Source organism: Natronorubrum tibetense GA33, assembly GCF_000383975.1.
In the GTDB taxonomy this organism is placed as follows: Archaea; Halobacteriota; Halobacteria; order Halobacteriales; family Natrialbaceae; genus Natronorubrum; species Natronorubrum tibetense.
This window is the reverse complement of the sequence record NZ_KB913017.1, coordinates 3347603-3368835: the sequence shown is the minus strand read 5'-3', so window position 1 is coordinate 3368835 and position 21233 is coordinate 3347603. Positions and strand designations below refer to the sequence as shown.

9 protein-coding genes and 3 pseudogenes are annotated in these 21233 nt (G+C 53.9%); 1 reads left to right on the top strand and 11 read right to left on the bottom strand.

Going from position 1 to position 21233, the window contains the following annotated elements; genetic code table 11:
• Window positions 1-13 precede the first annotated feature (13 nt).
• The 7 genes and pseudogenes from NATTI_RS0117250 to NATTI_RS27060 all read right to left on the bottom strand — a co-directional run.
• Window positions 14-1174, bottom strand: a complete 1161-nt coding sequence (locus NATTI_RS0117250; RefSeq protein WP_241434344.1) for a hypothetical protein — start codon at window positions 1172-1174, stop codon at window positions 14-16.
• Window positions 1175-1414: 240 nt separating this feature from the next.
• Window positions 1415-4921 (bottom strand): AAA family ATPase, encoded by a 3507-nt coding sequence (locus NATTI_RS0117245; protein WP_006090828.1) that lies wholly within the window; start codon window positions 4919-4921, stop codon window positions 1415-1417.
• Window positions 4922-5072: 151 nt separating this feature from the next.
• A pseudogene (locus tag NATTI_RS26175) lies at window positions 5073-5180 on the bottom strand (IS5/IS1182 family transposase); the annotation flags it as partial.
• 19 nt (window positions 5181-5199) lie between these two features.
• The gene (locus tag NATTI_RS0117240) at window positions 5200-8757 is read right to left on the bottom strand and encodes an AAA family ATPase (protein WP_006090827.1); all 3558 of its coding nucleotides are present in this window, start codon (window positions 8755-8757) and stop codon (window positions 5200-5202) included.
• On the bottom strand, window positions 8750-10036 hold the full coding sequence (locus NATTI_RS25525; protein ID WP_081603666.1) for a metallophosphoesterase family protein: 1287 nt from the start codon (window positions 10034-10036) through the stop codon (window positions 8750-8752). The genes NATTI_RS0117240 and NATTI_RS25525 overlap by 8 nt, the downstream gene beginning before the upstream one ends.
• A 356-nt stretch (window positions 10037-10392) precedes the next feature.
• Window positions 10393-12933 carry a DEAD/DEAH box helicase gene (locus tag NATTI_RS0117225; RefSeq protein ID WP_006090824.1) on the bottom strand — a complete coding sequence of 847 codons (2541 nt, stop codon included), beginning with the start codon at window positions 12931-12933 and terminating at the stop codon, window positions 10393-10395.
• Between the two features lie 222 nt (window positions 12934-13155).
• Window positions 13156-13484, bottom strand: a pseudogene (locus NATTI_RS27060) (IS1595 family transposase); the annotation flags it as partial.
• Window positions 13485-13622: 138 nt separating this feature from the next.
• Between NATTI_RS27060 and NATTI_RS0117220 the strand changes: the two are divergent.
• The gene (locus NATTI_RS0117220; RefSeq protein ID WP_006090823.1) at window positions 13623-15338 is read left to right on the top strand and encodes a GmrSD restriction endonuclease domain-containing protein; all 1716 of its coding nucleotides are present in this window, start codon (window positions 13623-13625) and stop codon (window positions 15336-15338) included.
• A 390-nt stretch (window positions 15339-15728) separates the two neighbouring features.
• On the opposite strand, the gene NATTI_RS0117215 is transcribed toward NATTI_RS0117220, so the two are convergent.
• The 4 genes and pseudogenes from NATTI_RS0117215 to NATTI_RS0117205 form a co-directional block, all read right to left on the bottom strand.
• A complete protein-coding gene (locus NATTI_RS0117215; RefSeq protein WP_006090822.1) occupies window positions 15729-18191 on the bottom strand; it encodes an MBL fold metallo-hydrolase in 2463 nt (820 codons plus the stop codon).
• A gap of 300 nt (window positions 18192-18491) precedes the next feature.
• Window positions 18492-19640, bottom strand: a complete 1149-nt coding sequence (locus tag NATTI_RS0117210; RefSeq protein ID WP_394296415.1) for a BREX system ATP-binding domain-containing protein — start codon at window positions 19638-19640, stop codon at window positions 18492-18494.
• Window positions 19641-19658: 18 nt separating this feature from the next.
• A pseudogene (locus tag NATTI_RS27520) lies at window positions 19659-19871 on the bottom strand (DNA-directed RNA polymerase subunit H); the annotation flags it as partial.
• 184 nt (window positions 19872-20055) lie between these two features.
• Entirely contained in the window at window positions 20056-21225 is a 1170-nt protein-coding gene (locus tag NATTI_RS0117205; protein ID WP_006090820.1) for a BREX system ATP-binding domain-containing protein, read from the bottom strand.
• Window positions 21226-21233 lie beyond the last annotated feature (8 nt).

Here is a 21233-nt window from a genome sequence, read left to right as displayed (position 1 = left end):
GCGTCGTTCCGGCTTACAATACCGATCCCGGTGATTCCGGGTACTGAATGATTTTCACGTCTTCGTCGCGGTTAGTGGGTGTCTCGCGGGATAACTCGTCGACGAACAACAGCCCCTTGACATCGACTGACTTCAGGAGGTTGTCTGCGGATTCAACGTACTCGTCAGTCGCCGACCGTTTGACAAACGCCATGTACTCCAATAGTTCTCGGAGCCCGGTTGCGACGTAGTCGGTATTCTGCGTGTACTTCACTTCCCCAAGGAACAGTTGTTCAAGTTCCTCCTCACCAGTCTCTGTCTCCCGATATCGCTCCAGGACAATATCAGGACGGCCACCCCACAGTGAATCACTGCCACCACGGCCAAGCAGATCCTCAGAGATCGTTTGCCATCGGGAGAGCACCTCGTTCATGCGGTACAAGTACCCGTCAGGCTCGATGTCTTCAGAACCGATTGACTCGCTGAATGACAGACCTTCACCGGTCGCATCATGGGACAGGACGAACCGTGACCCGTCCTGCTCCCACGTAGCGATCGTCGACGGACTATCCCGACTGTCAGTTAACACCCGATACTTGACGTTCTCGAACGCATCGAGGACGCGGAACACCCAGTACAGTTCGAACAGCGTGTCCGTGTTCGCCGGCGCGATGAGTGTGTGATTCAATATATCGCGTGCTTCGGTACTGTCCAACTCGTGGTTCATCAATTGACGGTACCGATCTAGAAGTATTGCTGCATCCTGATAGAACTGCGAGCGCGAGCGCTTGACTGACTCGATGGTTCTGTCTGTGATATCTGCCTCAGCGGCGTTGATCCGCTGCAGATAGATGTTCTGCTCGTAAATCCGGTCAAGCATCTCCGCTGCTGACTCCACGCCCCGACCACTTCCACCTGTATGCGGCATCACCCATTCGTTCAGCCAGTCATATCCCTCCGGGTTGTCTACCGCGTACGCAAGGTCGTCCATAACGATATCGTGAATAATCGTCAGTAACTGTTTCAGCACGAGATTCTCGTCGATATTGTAGTGCTCTTCAGGCTGCGTACACACAAACATCGGTTCATCCAGCCGTCCAGCGCGCGCTCGTGTCTTCACCGTTCCCTGCCAGTCGATCTGTCCGCGGATCTCACCGCGGTACTGGAACGACTCAGGAGCGGTTGTCGTCTTCATCTGCCGAATTCGGTCTTCTAACTCCCGCATAAAATCCAGGACACCGACTTCCGAGCTGTCGTCTTCAGTATCGGTCAGGACGAAGTGAATCCGAAGCAGCGTTTCGATGTCATCGATATCTAGATCCGCGTACGCCGACCCGATGACTCGATCGAACCGAACTCCTTTCCGGAGATACGTCTGGAAATCGTCGGCAATCTCTCCTAACAACGCCTCTTCAGTCGTCTTCGCCATTTTCAGTCACTCTCCCCCGCCCGGCTGCAGATCAACCTGGAAGAAATCACGTGCGACTGTCCACAACTCACCAGTTTCATCGTCAACAATCACTTCAAGCGCCCCGATCAGCTGCTCTAACTCGTTTCGCCGCAGACCCTCCAATTGCGGGAACACGTACATGATAATCGGCGAAACGTAATCCGCCGTCTCCATTGAGGAAGCAGCTGCAACGTGTTCATAAATGTCCTCCACGATAGCTGGCCCGATAGCTCTCTGTTCGTTAACCGCTCGCCAGATACGCCCGACTGTCTCGTAGTGATGGTCTGCTTCCGGCACTTCACCGTTTGCCGCCCAGACTGCAACATAGTCCGCGACGAGTGATTCGAGTTCAGAATCATCGCCATCCTCACGGTCAGGAAGATTAGGGATTCCAACGGGGACAAACGCCCAGCGCCGCATAAACGCGTAACTCATCTCGTACAGCGAAGTTTTGTCCAGTGTGTTTATCGTCGCCAGCATCCGCCAGTCCTCCGGGATGTAGAACCGGTTCGCCTTGACTTCTTCATGGCTCCGGGACGCGTCAAGGATTTGGATTGGCGAACCGTCAGACCCGTCGAATGGGAGTGTGACGCTCTCGCCGGTCAACGCCGAGAACATCGAGCCAAACGCCTTATCGATATCTGCTCGGTTGAGTTCGTCGATAACCAACCATTCATTCGCTGGCATCCCGTCCTCGTTACGCTGGAACCGATCCAACACGACACCGGGTTCGAATTCCAGCGTGTTCTGTGTCGTTGTCTGATACCCGCCGACCGTATCGAACGTTGACCAGTCTGCCGACGCTGTCACGAGCTCGTAATTCTTGGCCCCCACAGTCGCTTCGCAGATCTGCCGCGCCAGCTTCGTCTTCCCCGTCCCCGGCGGCCCGAACAACAGCACGTGGTTCCCGTTCATCAGCGCCTTCTCAATTCGGGATTGTAGCCGTTCCCACTCTCTTCGTTGGAAATGGAGATTGCCTTGTTCGACAGTAATCTCCGACGCGGGAACAGTGAGTTCTTCCTCGTACTTTTCGAACCTGGTGATCTCCCCTAACTCAAGGATCCGGTTATATTCTCGCTTGTCCAGCTCGGTGATGTAGTAGCTGTTATCCGATGTAACGAGTTTGCTATCGGTCAGTTCTGGATCCGACATCACATCGCACCACTGCGCCCCATCTAACGACTCCTCCCATTGAAACGTAATTCCCTCGGCTGTTTCGTCACGACCCTCCGGGACTTCCTCGTGCAGTCCCTCAACTACACGTACTCGCCCGATAACCTGCTTCGCCGTCGAAACTCGATACACGAGCCCCTCATCCCCGGAACGCGCCTGCTCGTACGCCTCTTGATTCCGCCGTTCTGTTCCATCGGAGCTCTCTAGCGCATAGAACGCCTCCCCACCCTCCTCGTGCCAGCCCGTGTTCGCCGCATTCACCCAGAAATAGCGTTTCTCTCCATCATCTCTTCTCTCCCCACGATCCGGAATCGACGCGTCGGCAACATCTAGCAAAAACGCACCTGCAGCGGGCGTTAAGTGACAAAGATACGCCTGAATAACACCCCCGTTCTTATCGATCGGGTATCGTGACTGCTCCTGGCGGATCTCCGGCTTCTGTAGCACTTCGGTGACCGTGTCCCGCGGGACTGGCGTGTCGAACCACTCCGTGCTGAGCTCAACAAAATATTGCTGTCCACCCTCGTACTCGTCTCGATACGGCTTATTTACCACCGTCGATACCGCCTGGAGTGCCTGATCGGTGTAATGAAACACCACATCACCCGGCTCCAACACCGTCAAATCCCGCTGCCACTTCGTGTCCTGGGATCGTAAATACTCCTTTTCGAGCTCTTCGGTATGCGTCTGGTTTACCCAGTAGAACGCAACGTCGTCAGGAGCTGCCTCCCGAAACTCTTCCGCCTTCACATCCGTCTCGGACATAAGGTCCCCCCAACTCCAGATCATCGACTGAACGTGCAGCATCGATGGCTCCTCCACTCGGCCCTCAAGTCGCTCCCGTAACCGTTCACACGCCTGATTCAATTCCCGATACTGGTCCGAATCGAATCCCTGGCTCACTGTGTACTCTGAGAACTCCGCGAAGAACTCCCGCATCTGCGTCCACTTATAATGGATGTACTGGGCCGGATGAACGAACATGAGCAGACACGCCGCCAACGCTAGCAACGATCCAGGACCGGTATCGATCTCCGAATAGAACTCACGGAATGCTTCGAGCCGTTCCTCAATATCTTCCGTCGTATCGAAAAAGAATGAGAGCGTCTTAGCAGCCTCTCCCGGATCCTCACGTGAAATCTCCTTAAAGTCACGCCACGCAATACCACCATTCGCACCTCCACCCAACATGTACACTGGGACTCGGGTGTTGAGACTCACTTTTTCATCGAGCACCTCGGTCAACTCCTCGACATCATCCGGCGAGAGGTTCGTTATTTCGTGGTTGCTCAAAAATTCCTCTTGGAGGTGTTTCTGATAATCCCATTTCCACGTCTCCCACCCAACTGGTGACTCAGCATCCTCCTCGTATCCACCTGCACGCCAGACATCAACGAAACGATCAATAAGTGCATCAATCCCCCCAAACTCAATCACATCATCGAATCTCCGACTATCGATTTGCTCGGATCTACGTTCGACGAGCGCTGCAGATCGCTGTTCAAGCTCCTCAAATTCTGCTTCAAATCCACGCGCATCAAGGAGTTGCCGCTTTATATTCTCGTAGTCAATGTCATCAATCGTCCACTGTTGGATGAGTGCATTTGGTTGGAACCTGCCTTCTTCACTAGATTCTAAATCGATAACCCAGTCCACTCGTCGATGGTGATGATTCTCCGTTGCCGCAATTTCGGCTGGCAGACTATTATACCAGTCTTCTGCTTGAGAATATTGATACTCGCCAGTAACGACACCAATAGCCGGAATCTCAGCCCCACCTGCCCACGAATCGCCGTCTTCGAATCGCTGCCCATCTTTGATAACGAGTATGTCGCCGATCTGCACATCGTGTGCGAACTTTCGTAACTGCTCTGCTGGATTTCGAGGATGGTTAGAATCGTCTTCAAGCCCGCTATTGCTTACAATCGCATCTACATCGGTTAACTCAGAGAGATCAGTATTGGCACCAGAGAAGCCGATACTCACACACTTGTTCTCTTTAAATAGTTCCCACCAACCGTCATTGAAGCCGAAGTGCCATACCTGACCAATATCACCGGTTATGGACAAATCGGTAGAGCCATCATCCGTTCCGGTTTCGAATCCCAGCGTTTCAAAGAGATCCTCAATTCTGTGGGTATGGAGATTTGCATCATCTGAAATTCCAGGCAAATTACGGAAGACATCTTTTACCCCTTTCCCCTTGCCATCTACGTAGACGCGTTTACTATGACTCTCATACGGCGGCTCGTCTTTGGTATTCTTGAATCCTTCAATGACATCGGTTCGTGTGATCACGGTCCCGTCATCGAGTTCCACTGAAGGAGAAGTCGGTCCATTGGTCATTATAACGGTGATTATTCTTCCCGATTATATAGCTGCACATCAAACAAATTCACTACATATAATATTGACAATACTCCGCAGCTAATTTTGCCTGTGGTAAATCACCATATAGCGTTTGATTCGCCTAGCTCACAGCACGCTTGATGTTGTAGAAACCACACATCAGGACGATTTCACGGAACTCTCGGTACCAGTTTCGCGCTCGCACGGCGTCGCCAAGCGTGCGCTTAATTCCCAAATCGAACCCGATTTCAGCCCGTTTCTTCGCCCGAACCAGGGGTTGCTGAAATCCGATCAAGGAGTCTGTCTGCGGCCGTTGCTGCTGTGGTTGGTTCGAGTCCGTGCTGACAATAGGTATCGACCACCGCTGACCGGATCTGTTCGTCCGGCCGCGTCGGGCGCGGATCAAGGTAGTCCTCTTCACGGAGGTATTCTCGGAGTTCCTCGATTTTATCCTGATAGAAGTGAGGGACATCAGGCAACCGATCAAGAATCTCTTCTGGATCGCCGTCGACACGGTCCGCCAAGGAACTCACCTCGTCGATGAAATTATCGCTGACAGCACCGCTGGCTTCTAACACATCGCGGTCAACCGCCTTCCCGCGCCCAACAGTATACGCCTCAACGAACGCTTCAAGTGCCACACCGTGCTGTCGGACCTGTTCTCGGGACGGTTCCGATAGGAGACCATCAACGGCACCAACTTCCAACAACGATCGGAGATGTCCCCAGCGCTCGATGCCAGCAGCACGGAGTCGGTATAGTTGCTCCGGGTCCTCAGTCACGTACCAGAGCGGAGCTGCGGCAGCTCCTTGTCGTGGATCAAACGTCGGGACGCCCAGGCGTTCACGGTACGTCCGATGATCGTTGCCGTCCGGAGCTGGCACGTCGATTGCACCAAGTGTTTCGAGTGTCGGCGGCTCCGCGATCGGGTCGTGCCCGTCGCCTGCCGTCAGTTGCTGGAGACTGTACTCAATATCTGACTCCTCGAGGCGGTTCTCCCAACGCGTGCGTTCGTCATGCCGGGCCGTGAAGTAGAACACCTGTCGCCCCTCTCGGGCCAAATCGATCACGGTCTCAAGGACTGTCTCGGCCCGTTGGTCGTCGAACGGTGCCAGCGTCTCGTCAAGCAACAACGGGGGTGCGGTCTCCTGCTCTCTGTGTTCGACGAAAGCGACCCGGACCGCTAACAGAACCTGCACTCGCGTCCCACTCGATAAGTCGTTCAGGTCAACCCGTCGCTGTTCACCCGTATCGTACGCCCTGAACGTACCGTCATCGAGTCTCAGTTCGAACTGTCCGTCAGTAATCCGACGCAGCAGGTCGTCTGCCCGCTGAAAGACCGGCTCCTGGTTGCTGCTAATCGTCTCTTCTTCGACGAACTCAAGGAGCGTATCCGTCACCGCGTCAGCGACGTCCGCTTCGAGCGTGTCTTCGAGGGCCGCCAAGGCTTCGTCCCGTTCTTGGACAGCATCAGCGATCTCCGTCGACGCTTTCGCGTCCTCGATTTCTTTCCCCAGGGTTGTTTTCTCCTGTAAGAGATCGTCGTGTTGGTCTGCAACCTTCTGTTTCTCCGTTAATTCTTTTTCCAAGTCCTCTCTGTCTCGCTCTTCGATGGTCTCGTCGTAGATCTCGTGGTCACGAAGGTCCTCACGCCGGTTCTCAAGAGTGGTCTCGGTTGTGTGCTTTGCGTCAACGGTAGCTTCGTACTCCGAGTGTTGATCACACAGCGCCGAGAGGTGATCGCTGTCACCGGGCTCCAAGTCACGCTCGGTGAACAGTAATTCCCGTTCCGATCTGTATCGTTCGAGTTCTTTACGGGCCGTAGCGACACTCCCCTCGACCTCTACGAGGCGCTGCGTCGCATCCTCGTAGTCGCGCTGCCGCTGTTCGAGACTGTCGACCGCGGCCGTAGCCTCGGCACTCGTCTCGACCGCGTAGGTGTATGTGTCAGTCGTGTAGGTTTCGATCGTCGCGCAGAACCGCTTCCGGTACATCTCGACTTGGTCTTTAGCTTCCTGCAATGCCGCCTGTTTCCCGGCGACGGTCTCGTCGGCAGCCTGCCAGCGCTCGACACGTTCGACTGTCACCGCCAGCTCAATGTCGTCGTCGACCTCAGTGTCGAACCGCTCCCGAAGTCGCTCTCGGGCCGTCCTCAGTTCATCCTTGAGATCATCGATGTCAAACTGTGCGTGGAGTTCGTCCCGCTTCTGTATCTCCTGCTCGCCGACTTCGATACCACTCAGTCGCTTGCGAAGGTCGGTTAACCGGTCTCTGACGGCATCGGTTTCCCAAGTTGCCGGCTCCTCTAGCCCGGTCTGCCGGAACGTTTCTGCATGAGTCGTCCTAGCAGTGTCCGTACTACCATCATCACTCCTCGCGGTGAACGCCGCGTATCCAGCGAGCCCAAGACCAAGGAGCGTCAGCACGCCGCCAGCCGGATTGACCGTGAACGCAAGCACGAGCCCTGAGAGTGCTGTGAGAACCCCGGCCGTGACGGCCGCTGCGACGAGTCCTTGACCACGCTGGTTGTTAGTGGCGTGTTCTGGTGGGGCTGCGAGCCAGTTCTCAAGTGCATTCCGCCCGCTTTCGAGGGTTTCACGATCCGACCGATTATCCGAGTCATCGCTGAACCACTCGTCGATGGCAGCTTCGACCTGCTTTTTCCCCTCGACTTCAGCTACCTTGCTGACGAACGATCGGAGTTCAGCAAGGTCGCCCGTGTTGACCTCGCGGAGTGTCTCATTGTCGAGATTGAGCGGAATCTTCGCCTGAATCTCGTTGCGCTCAGCTTTTGCATCGGCTACTTCTCGTTCGAAACGGTCACAATCGTCTTCAGCGTCAGCGAGGTCGTCCCGATGCCCTCGGAGGACTTGGAGCACCTCATCGTCGACGCCATCTTCGGGCAGTTCCGTGTCTGCCAGCTTTTCAGCAGCTGAGCGGTGTTTCAAGGCCGCTTCCTGTTCCTCCCGCTTCTGTTTCTCTATCTGTTCGTCGAGGTCGTCGAGCTGTTCCACTTCATCGCCGTCGAACGCCGACAGTTCGTCAGGGAATGACTCTAACTCCGCGATTTTCTGGTCGTAGTCGTCTTCTGCCTTCGTGTACTCAATGGCCGTCTCAAGCAGATCGACTCGCTCTCTTGCGGCGGCAGCAGCGGCAAGGTCCTCTTCGAGTTGGGCGAGGCGTGCCCGTTCCGCTTCGAGATCAGGTGTATCCCGTCGCAGTTTCTCGACTTGTTCGATGGCTGTCTCCGCCTCTTGTGTAGCACTAATTCCTCGTGTAGATGGACTGGCCCCGTCAGCGAGATCGAATTCTTCCCGGACTGCATCGATATTGAACCCGCCAGTTGACTCCCGCTGGATGACGTTTGCGAACTCGCCATCGTCCGTTTCCTCCTGCAGCATGTCGTGCAGCGAGAGCGCATACCGGCGGCCACCATTCAGCGACGGCACCGGGATCGGATCAGCTGGTGCGCCGTCGCGGACATGCTCACCAACGCCACCATGCAGTTCGATCCGCCGCGACTCCCCATCGTAGGTGAGTTCAGCCCGAACAGTCGCCGAGGACGGTGCCTCCTCGGGCCATAGCGACCATCGGATCGCCTCCGAAAGCGTCGTTTTGCCAGCCGCATTCGCACCGTACACAACATTGACACCTGGGGAAAAGTCCTCAACTGTGAAACCAGCCGTCTCGAACCCCGGTGCACGCTCGAGCGTAACGGCGTTAATAGCAACGGGCGTCTCCCGCTCATCCGCTGTGTCACCGTCGGTGTCGGACTGGTCGCGGTCAGTTGGGACTGGCTCACTCATCCGCCGTCACCCCCTGTTGCTCAACGAATGCGTCGATGAGTTGCCGAGCCTGTTGGCGGAGTACGTCTTTCGTTTCGGCTTCTGTCGGGCGGGAATACGTCTCATCATGGCTCTTGAGTTCCCGATAGGCATTTGAGTCGTGCGTCTCCCGGATATTCATGTGCGCAGTCTCAATGACATCCTGATAGGGTTCGAGCGGTTCGTCACCCTCGAGTGCGCGCAAAAGCCCGGCCAAGTACCCGATCGGATCATCATCGCCGGCGCGATCAGTGAGATCGATCGGGGGTTTCGCGTCGACAGTCACGTCGGCGACCTGTACTGTCGTCCCGCCGTCCGTAAGCTCGATCTGTTCGAGTTCCCCGCTTCGGCCGCGTAAGTCGGTATGTGCGTCTGTTCGACCCTCGATCGTCACATCGACGGCTAAGAGTTCGGTTTCAGGACTACACTCCGTGACCGTCTCACGTAACCGCTCGTGTATAGTGTCGACGACATCATGGAACCCTTGTTCGGAGGTCGTTGAGACAACAGCCTCCCTGTACTGCAGTGTTGCCGACCCGAGCGGCTCCGTGTCAACTGTACCATCAGTCTCGACCGAAACCAACCACGCACCGTGACCGCCGGTCTCGCTTGGGTCCAGCGGCTGTAGTGATCCCGGATAGAGGACTGGTGGGTTGTCGTGGCGTAGGCCCGGGACGTGGAGGTGGCCAAGCACCCATGCTACGTGCCCACTTGTCGCCAAGTCATCCACAGCAACCGGTGCGTACCGGTCCTCATCACTCACGTCTGCGTGGACGACGCCAAGACGTGGAATGCCCTCGTTAGCCAAATCGTAGGTAGCTAAGGGACTCTCGTGGTGGTACCGGCTCGGGAATGACCACCCGTCGACGTGGAGGCACGGATCTCCGTCGTCATCGGTGAGGCCTGTTCGCTCCCACGAACCGTTCCGGCCAAGCAACTGAAGATTATCGATTGCCTCGGCCAAGTCCGGAAGAGCGCCGGCGTCGTGGTTACCAGCGACAGCGACGAGGGGAATACCAGCCTCCGCGAGCGTGGCCGCCACGGACTCAACGGCACCGAACGCCTCGGCGTACTTGTTTTCGCGGTCAACGAGGTCACCCGCAACGACGACCGCGTCCACTCCCCGAGTAACAGCTGCTTCCGCGATATCAGCCCAGATCGTCCGGGGAGAAAAGTCGGCCGGATCGAATCTGTCGGGAAGTCGGCTCGGACGGCGTCCGATATGAATATCCGCTGTACACAGAACCTCTATTGATGCCATCTGATAAGCAACTACGAAGCTATTGATATAAATCCGGTGATCAGGTTGAGAGGCTGATAGTTCTTCGTGATATGTTCCGTTGAGCGAACTCGTGACGAGCGGGTTGGATTATCGCTGATATCCCAGATACAGAGACTCTTCTAGCAGTTAGATTCTATTGACAGCAATTCCGGACACACCCCGTGACCCTATCAAGGAATACCGCTTGAGTACGGCTGCAACCAAATCCCGTGAAGACTGCGCTCCCTGTGGATACACCTGCATCTGAAAGCGCATCGTGAAAACAGGAATTTCTCCCCTCAAGCATCAAGCGGTGTCAGCCGCGAACGAGTAAGCGAGCGAGTAAAGTAGTTCACCTATTTCAACTCCGACAACAACTGCAGTGCAAGCTGTTTGTTAAGACTCCGATTCGCATTCCCGCAGTGGGGTGAATGAATACAGGATGGGCACCCATCCCGGCAGCTACAGTCCTGAAGTAGTTTGAACGTCTTTTCTAACAGTACGTCAAGTTGATTGAATGCCTGTCGCGTCAGCCCGGCTCCACCGGGATGGCCATCGTGAATGAAGATGGTCCCATTAGTCGTTTGCCCATGACTGACAGTTGAAAGGCCGCCGATATCGCCTCGATCACATAGCACCTCCATGGGAAACAGCGATATCAGGGCATGTTCGATCGCGTGGAGCGCACTGAGATACTCATCTTGTGACTCTACCTGGTCGAGAATCATCGCCTCAACGTCGCCGGGGACGGTGATGAACACTCCTGTAGTTTCGATAGCTCGTGACTCCAACGGCTCTTCAAACTCACACTCCCGTGGAGTGTCGTCACTGGGGTTGCTGTACAGCAAATATCCCGTGACCGTATCCTCTACTGTGAGTTTTCCTAACGTCGCTTGAGCGTCCATTTCATGCGTCTCAACGGATGACTGGCGGTACGTATCCTCAATAGTCACGGACTTCTCTCGAAGAGCACGTGTGTACTCTGCTGTAGACGTCGTTTCGAGCAACGCCTGATCGGATTCAAGATCTAACTCCACAACTCGATAGGTCTGTTTCTGATGGCGATAAATCGCGTCCGGATGTGCATCCCGCACCGCAGCTCCAAACTCAAGCGATGCCAACTGCTCGTCCCGGTTCCGGTCAATGAGATCGATTTCGCGGTCATCGATCGCTCGAATATTTGTATTCCACTGAACATCTGAATCCGTGGCACGCCATTGAATCCGATCGCCACTCTCTACACGGCGAAGGCGGTCATTGGCTTCCGCGTCCGTGACAACACTAGGCAGATCGGGGCCGAAATAGTCCTCGTCATCTGGCGACAAGAAATGGTCACTTGCCGCACAAACAACGTGATCCGGGCGAATCGCATCATTAGTCGGGTTGACAGCAGCCTGTTCAGCACCACTCTCAAACAATTCCTCGGGCTCTCGGATCGTATACTGGTCCAGTGGATCGTCTGCCCCGACGAGAACAACGAGGCAGGCGTCCTCACCACGCCCAGCTCGCCCGGCTCGTTGGAATGTACTCATCGACGTTCCCGGATAGCCATCGAGCAAGACGACGTCGAGAGTCCCGATATCAATCCCGAGCTCAAGCGCGTTCGTACTCCAAACGCCACGAGCATCGCCGCTGCGAAGCTCCTCTTCAAGTTGGAGGCGGCGGTCCGTATTGAGTGCTGCATGATAGGCGTGAACGCTGTCCGCGAGGTCATGCTGGCCTCGGTCACGCAGCATTTTGTCCGACCAGTCAACATACTGTTCCGTCCCCTGTCTAGCAGCAGTGAAAACGAGCGTTTGATAGCCCCTGGTCACGAGATCGCAGAACAGCCGCACGGATTCGACGTGATTCGATTGCCGTTCCCCACCGACCACCTCCTGATGGGATGGGAGGGTAATCTCATCGGCGGGCTCCGATGACCCGTCTGGCTCCGCTTGTGAGTCGATTGTCGAACTCGGAGCGGTATCAATAGCGGCTGCGATCTGCTCAGGTGGATGTTCATCATGCCCAGCACGGACAGTACCATCTGCGTCGACAGCCGGATCCGTAATCGATCGGTCTTCGTCGCCATCTTGCTTGAGCGGTGGGTTCCAGAACAGCCAGTGGCGATCGCCCGATGCACTCCCATCGTCATCAACAAGTCTGAACGTGGTTTCGTCCTGGCCAGTGACAGTTGCTGCATGCTCGACGGGATTCCCGATCGTTGCCGAACAACAGATGTACTGTGGAGACGCATCATAATGGTCACACAACCGATTGAGCCGTCGAAAAATCAACGAGGCATGACTTCCGAAGACCCCACGATACATGTGGACCTCGTCGATGACTACGGTATCCAACTGCTGGAATAACCACCGCCAATGATTCTTCCCGTGGGCATATGGGAGGAGACTAAGATGGAGTTGATCGATCGTCGTCAGAAGTACATCCGGCTGAGAACCCTTGATTTCCTGCCGAACCGTTCTCGATGTTTCTCCTGTTTGAACACCTATATCGATCGAAGCACCAAGCCCTAACTCAGTATCGAACGCTTCGAACGTGTCCGCTTGATCATTGATGAGTGCGCGGTACGGTGCGATATAGAGTGTCTTCCCTGTGTTTTCGATCGCTCGCTCGAGACCGGGAACGACGTATGTGAGGGTTTTGCCAGAAGCCGTTGGCGTTGCGACAACCACGTTTTCACCAGACTGGACAGCCCCAATTGCCTCAACCTGGTGAGAATACAGACTCGAGATTCCGGACTGTCGAAGTGCGACCGATACCGGGTCAGAAACGTCGATATCAGCCGTCTCCGCAGCTTGTCCCTTCTCAACCAGTTGATGCGTGATCTGTCCCCCGTAATAGCCTCGACCCCGTAACCATTCGACTGTCTCCCCAATGTCGGGTCGATTCTTCATCTGCCGGTTCTTGTCGATTGCTGCTTGTGAACTTTTGTAATTTGATCGACGATACCGCAGCCATTACCAGAAGACGGAATCGACGACAAACCGCTGCACCGACGAGGAGACGTTAGAACACCTAGTCAATCTATATCGCACGATGCTGGCTCAGGCGCTTTAGACACCATTACAACCACGATCGGCCGAATAAAGCGCTGAATGACTGAACACTAGCCGAGGAGGTGCTAAACTAGACAGTGCCGATCTGAGCAACGTATCGGCGTACAGGATGAATGTGATGAGGGACTCGTCGGGAGCGAGTTCCGAATTGTAGAACGGCATCGAACGAGTGTAGGCAGCTTTCGAGTTACAGCGACGGCCCCAGATTCGGCTGGAACTATCGAGCGCCTGGAGTGCTTCCGCTTTGCTGTGTGGGCAGATCGTGTCACCCAAATAGCCTTGAGTCTCCGCTTGACACGATTGTCGAGCGGCTCCGGGCGAAACTCTATTGCTCCCAACTGATCAGGGTCTTCAATCCTCCTGCCTTCGGCAGGGCGTTGTTTGCACATACCCGTTCCTGCCCACGCAGGAGGCCCTAATACTCATAGATCGGGTCCGCCACGCTACAGAAGGTTCGAAATTATTTCCGAGAGGCCAAATGACACCTATAGCATAGATTTTATTTGAAGTTACTTCGACTGTTTCTCATGGCTAGCCAGTTCGACGCAGAACCAGCGGATATTTGTGATCTTTTCGAGGGCAGGAAGACCCTGTACAAGATTCCGGAGTACCAGCGACCGTACAGCTGGGAGAAAAGACATATCGACCAGCTCTGGGATGACCTTTTCGAGGCCTGGAACGCGGAGAAGAATGGTGATGATTCGTACTTTTTGGGGACGGTGATTCTGGTTGACAACGGTGAGAAAAGACTGGATATCTTAGACGGTCAGCAGCGTATCACTACGTTGATAATCTTCTATGCTGTCCTTCGTGACTTTTTCAGTGAAGAGTTGGCGTCTCAAATGGGTACAATAGAACGCCGGTTGGAGGACTCTTCAGGTGACGACTCAACGTACAGGCTACGGACAGGTGAGAAGCATCAGGACGAGTTTGAGACCACGATCCTATCCGGTGTCGACCTGAGTGAAGACAACAACTACACGGACGCAGCAAAGTACACCAAGAACGCCTTGGAGGACAAGTTTGAGGATCCAGAGGAGTTGAGGAACTTCTACGACTTTGTCGAACTAGAGGTTGAGATCATACAGATTGAGACATCGGATCTTTCGTATGCTATCCGGCTATTTCAGACGGCGAATACGCGAGGAAAGGACCTCACTGTCTCCGACCTGACCAAGAGCTACCTTCTCAGCCTCACCTCGAACGATGAACAGCGAAAGACGGTGACGGAGTCCTGGAAGAAACTCTCCAGCAAGTTCGAGGACAACTACAGTCGGTTAGACAACCTGCTATCCAGCTACCGACTCTATATTCAGGAAACACGGGCAGAATCGTCAATCTACGAGGAGTTGAAGGATGAGTTTGACTCAACGCTGCACGGCGAGACATCTGTCGTGGAATTGGCCAGGGACATCGATAGGTACGCGGAGGAGTTCCTGAGTGTAGAAAATGATCAGTCGCGGGAGATGTACATGCTCTCTAATCTAAAGCACACTCAGTACTGGAAGACCTTGCTCACCACAGCAAAGAAGCAAGGGTTTGAGGATTACGAGGGGTTGGTGGATGCCCTGGTCGCTATGTACTACTCCTATTGGGTTGGAGGCCACACCAGCGCAAAAATCAAGAACCCGTCTTACGACCTTCTGAGCCTGATTAAGGACGGTGGAAGTCTCGATGAGGTCTGGGAGTACATCGAGGATGATCGTAGCAGCAAAAACATCGCTCAGAAGGTGCAGAACAATCTGGACTCTGACGTTTACGAAGCTAGCTGGCATCGACCGCTTCTTCTCGCTATCGAGTACCGGTTCACTCCAGATATGAAGACCAGTGAGATTGAGCCTGGCCAGGAACTGCACCGTGAGCACATTCTACCCAAGAAATTCACTACTGCAATGGAGAACGAGCAGTATTGGAGGGAGAACTTCTCTGCTGAAGAGGCCGCTAAGTTGAGACATAGTCTAGGTAATTTGATCCCCTTGGAACAGGAGGTTCACGAGACGGTTCAGCAGAAGCCCTTCCCAACGAAGGCGGCTCACTACATGGGGAGTGACAGTACCTTAGCATCGGTGGCTGAAGACCGTGCGGCTACGAATTTTGATTTGACTCGTCGTGTGGTCGAGGAGTATGATGATTGGACACCTGAGAATGTCAGAGACTTCAAGGATTATCTGGTGAAGAAGTCTGCGAGTCTTCTGAGGTTGGAGGAGGGTCAGTTGCTGCAGGTAGAGGGAGCAGCAGAGTAGTTCAAGGCCTGCCGAACCAATATAAAATCTGGCTGATGATGTTGTCTTGTATTGGAGTCGGGGTCTACGTAACAAAGGGAAGAAGAGATAGGATAAGCGGAAAGGCCGTTTCCCCTTCTTTCTTCCTCGAAAGGAATCGGGGTTACTCAGTCTGGTTCAGAGCGTGGCCGATAACCGAAATCCCCCTCCCTCCTGTCCGAACTGACCCGGTACAAGATTCCTGGGAGCGCAACCGTCGAAATCTCGAACGTGTATCAGTACTTCACAAAGTATCATCTATTGTGTGTCGAAGGATCAACCTCTGAGTGATTCACAGAACGTCATCGGGCTCTCTCAACTTCAGTGGCTTATCGGACAAGCGATCCCAATCGATACAGAACCACTGAGCTATTACTCGGTGACAGTCACAGTTGTCCAGGCGATGGCAGCTTCGACAATCTCCGCAACCTCATTGAACACGTACGCTTCGTTAGCCGCAATCGCATTGAGGTGTTGGCGATAGACGCCCAGACCAGAAACCTCTCGTACACCACTCGAATCGCTACCGAGAAGCGATGCAAGCCCGTTGGTCACCAAGTCTGTCGGAGACTCGAACTGCTTGTGTTCATCGACGACGGTGGTGAGTGCTCGTTCAACGGCTCGGCTGCCGTCGAAACTGACAGTAAACCGTTCGTCTTTACAGCCAGACGCCTCTCCGGCTAGAAGCGCAGCGATATACTGATCGACAGCTGCTACGATCGCTGCATCAACTGGGTCCGAGTCATCGCCCATCTCCTCAACTGCTCGCTCGGCTAGGGTCACTGCGACCGGGTTCAGATCAAGTACAATTGCCGCCTTCGTTTCCGCCGCATGGAGTTCGGACCCAGGAGGTAGCGACGTATTGGTATCCGGCTCTGAAACCTCGCTATTCGTTGTCTCTGGCGGCTCGGTGGACGATGTTTCGTCCGTTGGCTCCTCCGTCGTGTACACGCCTTCTGCCGCACCATCGGCGAGGACTTCTGTAGCCCCGTCTTCAGAGGCAGTCTCAGGTCCGTCTCCGTCCTCACCATTGAATTCGACGAACTCTTCGTCAGTGTCTTCTGCCTTGGCCCCACCGTTCTCAGGAGCGGTTGCTGAATCGCCCTCGTCCCGCTCCTCGTTCTCATCGTTACTTTCGGTGTCCTGTCCAACGAGACGCTTCTGTGCGGTGAGCGCGGCAGTAAGATCCTCTGTTGCGAGCGAGCCATCACTGAGCGCCGCTTGTAAGGCGGGATCGAGTCCAACATCAAGATCGGCACCGGCCGTCCGTATCAGTCCTGTTGGTGGCTTCGCATCGGTAGTCGAGTCACTGCTGCCAGTCGAATCGGTGTTGTCCGTAGCCATGGTCGTGGAATCTGTCCGCGAATCCGGTTGTTCAGCTGGTTGCTTGTTGTTCCCCTCTGGGGCGTCAAGGCTCGTCCCCCCATCTTGATTCTGGTGGAGGAGCGTTGCAATCCGATCCTCGTCAAGGCCCTCTGCTTCTAGATTAGGTTCGGCGGAGCGATCAAGCGCCGGGACCGAGAACTCGGCGAGAAGATCGGCGCCAGCGATCTGCTGGAGGCTTCGGCTATGGGTTTGGGAGACGTTCCTCCCAGGCATCCAGGGCGGGAGTTTCCAGCGGCGACCGTCGAACAGCGTGTACTCGTCCGTATCACCGGCCCCCCACACCACACTCGATAGATCGTTGAACGCGCCCTGTGCGCCACCGTGACGATGAGTGATGACCGTTTGGGTTGGGTCAAGTGTGTCGTGGATATCAATGAGCGTCTCGCGCGAGGGATGATTACTGAGTTCGTAGTCGTGGATCGTACACGTGGCCTCGGAGAGTGGCTCCTCACCAGATCCAACAATCTGGACGACACAAGCATTGGGGTTCTCCCTGAGGACACCGAACAACCGGCCACTGCTCCGTTCGCTCGGAATTTCCGGACCAGCGATTACGATTGCCCCCGGTTCGAGACACTCGTCGGTGTTCTGGAAGTGCGGGATCGTCTCAACACCCGGACGATCGTAGTCAAGCGCCTCGTAGAGTTTCGCAACGTGGCCGACAACCCGTATCGGCACCCGAAGGTCGTACTCAGCGGCGAGTGACGATAGTAGGTAGGCGATATGGACGCCGACGATTCCGCTGGTCGTAACAAGGGTCGGTGCCCCACCGTGAGCATGTTCAAGCGCCGTCCCGAGCGCACCAGTGAGTCCCCTCTCGAAGTCATCGTAAGTAGCCGCCGTTAAGAAGAGAACGTCAATATCGACGAATCCCTCAGCATCGAACCCGGGGAACCCCCCAACACGGCGGCGTGTGAAGTCGCCGGTCGCCAAGATATGGTGGCTTTGGTCGCCATCGGTCGCACGTACGAGGAAGCCAACCGCACCTGGGATATGTCCTGCGGGAACTGGATGGACGTCGATCCCGGGAGCAACATCGATCCAATCGTCAACTGGCGTTATGGCGTCGGCGACGGCATCTGTCGTCTCGACATTGTACTCCACCCCAGCGATGTCAAGGACATCGTCAAGGACCGCTGCGGTTGCTGGTGACGTAACGATAGGTGCATCATCACGATGGGCAGCAGTGAGCTCGGCGTAGTGGTCGAGGTGAGCATGCGTGAGGCAGATAGCGGCGAGCTGGTCGGTCTGCTGAAGGAGCGCATCAAGGTCCACGCCGTCACCTGCGTCAACAAGGATGCATGGTGTCTCATCGGCTTCCCCGTTGAACCGGAGTAGGAAGGACTCGTTCCCGGCGTCGGGGTTGGCATGGTGAAAGGAGATACGCACGTCATAAAACGCGTTAGCTAAGAGTATAGTAATTTTGATTGATGGATAGTGGGATCCCATTACATCTCCGACCCCTGGCCAGTCATGAGAACCACGAGTAGTTTTCCTAACTCGACGTGTCAATGTGCGTCTATTATCGGAATGAAATGCTGCTAGAGCCAAGTTGACTCTTCGTATCTCCCCATTTAAAATCTGACTTTAAGCCGATGGAAGTATCAGTACGGGTCTTCAGAGTATGCGCTCAGGGCCATCTCTCTTGGTCGGAAACTAGGTTGAATAATGAGAAAATGTCAGGACCTGAAAAGACTACTAGAAGCTACGATAGTACGGAAATCAAATTGCAGATTATGATCTAACTCACTAACTATTTTCTTCTAGATGAGTCAGGAAAGCGCGGAAAGAAGGTGCAGTTTCGGAAAGGAACGTCTCAACTGCTTCCTCTACCCCGCCCAAATTTTCAGTTGCATCAGAATATTCTCGTACAGCATTGCTCTCGACTAATTCTGTCTCTAAGTAGTTCACCCGTTTGACGATTGCTATCAACTCCTCTCTGGATGGTTGCTCAAGTGTGATCCGGTTGTTGATCGTGCGTTTGTGGAATGATTGATATGTCTCTTTCATACCGTTCCCTTCCTGACCGCCAGTTACAAGCTCAGGTGTTCCTGTCACGAATAAAGAGACCCCCTGAGGCAGTCTCTCTATGAACTTATCAATCGCTTTAAAATGCTCCTCTGTCCTATCAGACTTCTCAAGTTCGTCAACGGCCAATAGCACGTGATATCCGTTGAGATGTACAAGTGTAGCCATAAGCGAGATGAGGTTCATCGGATCATCAATCTGGAGGTCGTCTTCAAGTACTTGACTTAAACTCTTGACGGAAGTGTCGAAGTAGCTTCCCGCGACATTTGAAAGCTGGTCTGCGATCTCTGATTCAACCCCGTTGGATCGAAGGATATCTCTTACCGCTTGACTCAAACTCCTAGCAACCCGGTCTTTCCGAAGATCGTAGCCTTGCCCCTCATAGTAGTTAGCACATAGGTTTGCGACCTGACGCAAGAACGTATCCCAGACTTCGTCAAGCCCGTTTGCATACTGGTCGTTCACATTTGAACGGGGAGTCTCAAGATTCTTCCAGAACGCTTCGACAATCAAGGCGTCGTTCGTAAATGTAATTTCGTCGTCCAAGTCAACGAAACTGATCGCAGTTGTTGGAAACATTCGATCGCGGACCCACTGGAGAAAGAACGACTTTCCATAGCCGAGTTCGCCCTGAATGAACGTATATGGTGCCCCCTCTCTTACTCTTGTAGTTGCGTCCGTGATCTCGTCGTCTCTATTGACGGCAATCGCTTCACACGCTCCTGGACGACTTGGTGGAACATGTGCTCTGATGTTCTCCAAAATGTGGAGTGCTTTGTCTTCTGTGAGCTCTTCAGTAGCTGTATAAAGGTCATCAGCTGTATCAGCAGGATTACGCCATTCCTCGTGTGATGTTCCCCCAGAGTTCAAGGCCCCACTGTTACCGGTGACTAATCGATAGTTCTTCGCAGTATCTGTTGTTCGACTATCCCTGATGACTTCAATTACATCACCCGGTCCGCAAGTAAGATGTTCAATCGCAGGGTCTGTATCCTTAATCCGTGGTAAGTCTGTACGTTCAATATCATATTCCTTGAGCAGTTGTTTTGTACGTTTTTCGGGTAGAATCCGATGCTCGGGGACTAGTTCATGCTGAAGCAATGAGTTATCACTCCCTTCTGTCGTCACGGGAAACCAAGAAGTATCGGACTCAATCCGCATTATGAGACAGTGGGGACAGTAAATCGCAGTACTGACTATTGACCGGTCACAAGTAGAGCAATCATGTACCGCCATTATACTCTGAAACCTCAGCTAAAATAGAAAAACCTGTCGGCTGATAGCCCTACTTGTCACTGATTAGATCAACAAGAGTTGTATCGTTCTCTTTTCGCCTTGGGAAAAGGAGTAATCGGCGGGGGCTAAGTTCGCTAACGCCCCCGTACTCACTTGCAGCATTAGTTACAATTTCGCGTGCTTCCGTCTCCGTCAGCGAGACCGAACGGTCATGGGCGACCGTAACAAGATGGGCGACACGTTCAACTAGGTCCACATAGTCCTCTTCAGTAAGTTCTCCGAGAACTACCTTTTTCGCTCGATATCGGTCAGAGAGAGCTTGATGTCCTGTCTCATCAATTAGCGTGTCCCACTTATCCTGGTTACCAACAAAGACGAACATCATATGATCAAATTTGCCTTGCTGAAAGCACTTATTGTAAAGATCGATCAACCGTTGGGTCGTCCCAGAATCAGGGGACCATTCAAGTTGCTCTGCGGCTTCGTCTAACAGCACTACTACCCCATCATATCCCAGTTCTAATACCAGAGAGCGAATATGCTGGAGGTATTCGTACTCGTCTTCCTTCGAAATATGATCAAACCCAACCTTGCCGATAGCGTGAAGTCCCTCTAAAGGAACATCCTCACCTTGAAGATAGCTAGTAACAGCAGTGAGTACCTGACTTTGATCAAGTGTCACCTCATCTTTTTCAACGCGCAGTTGTCCTTTCTCCCATGCCTCAAGCAAATTCGAGAGCATATTATAGATCGGGTGCCCATAGAATCCGCGCTCGGTCGCAATACGGTCAAAATCACTACGGTCTACTTCTTCACAGAATCTCCGGAAAAGCGGTACCAGTCCCTCTCCTCGCTCATCTGGATACCGTATATTTCGAACGATATTAGTATACAAATCTGTCTTATCAGCGATATCTTGGATATCCTGAAGGTCGAAACGGGACCGCACCATATTCATGTCAGTAGCCCGCTGTGAAAGAAGGTTGATGAAAAACGACTTCCCGTACCCGAAGTCACCGAGAACGAAGTAGATTTGACCGCTGCCCCGTTTAAGACTCTGTAGCCCCTCTATGGGCTTATCGCAGAGACGGCGTTCTTCGTCTTTTCGTCCAACACGGATGTACTGGATACTCTCCGGTTCAGGAGGAACCCCTTGTTGTAACCTCGTTAGTATCGGTATCGCGGTATCCGGATCGATGGAGAATGGAGATTGTGACACATTCTGAA

What these genes read in the sequence shown, in the direction of transcription:
- NATTI_RS0117250 (WP_241434344.1), bottom strand. Translation starts at nt 1,174, where the DNA reads ATGAAGACGACAACCGCTCCTGAGTCGTTCCAGTACCGCGGTGAGATC.
- NATTI_RS0117240 (WP_006090827.1), bottom strand. Translation starts at nt 8,757, where the DNA reads ATGAGTGAGCCAGTCCCAACTGACCGCGACCAGTCCGACACCGACGGT.
- NATTI_RS25525 (WP_081603666.1), bottom strand. Translation starts at nt 10,036, where the DNA reads ATGGCATCAATAGAGGTTCTGTGTACAGCGGATATTCATATCGGACGC.
- NATTI_RS0117225 (WP_006090824.1), bottom strand. Translation starts at nt 12,933, where the DNA reads ATGAAGAATCGACCCGACATTGGGGAGACAGTCGAATGGTTACGGGGT.
- NATTI_RS0117220 (WP_006090823.1), top strand. Translation starts at nt 13,623, where the DNA reads ATGGCTAGCCAGTTCGACGCAGAACCAGCGGATATTTGTGATCTTTTC.
- NATTI_RS0117215 (WP_006090822.1), bottom strand. Translation starts at nt 18,191, where the DNA reads ATGGGATCCCACTATCCATCAATCAAAATTACTATACTCTTAGCTAAC.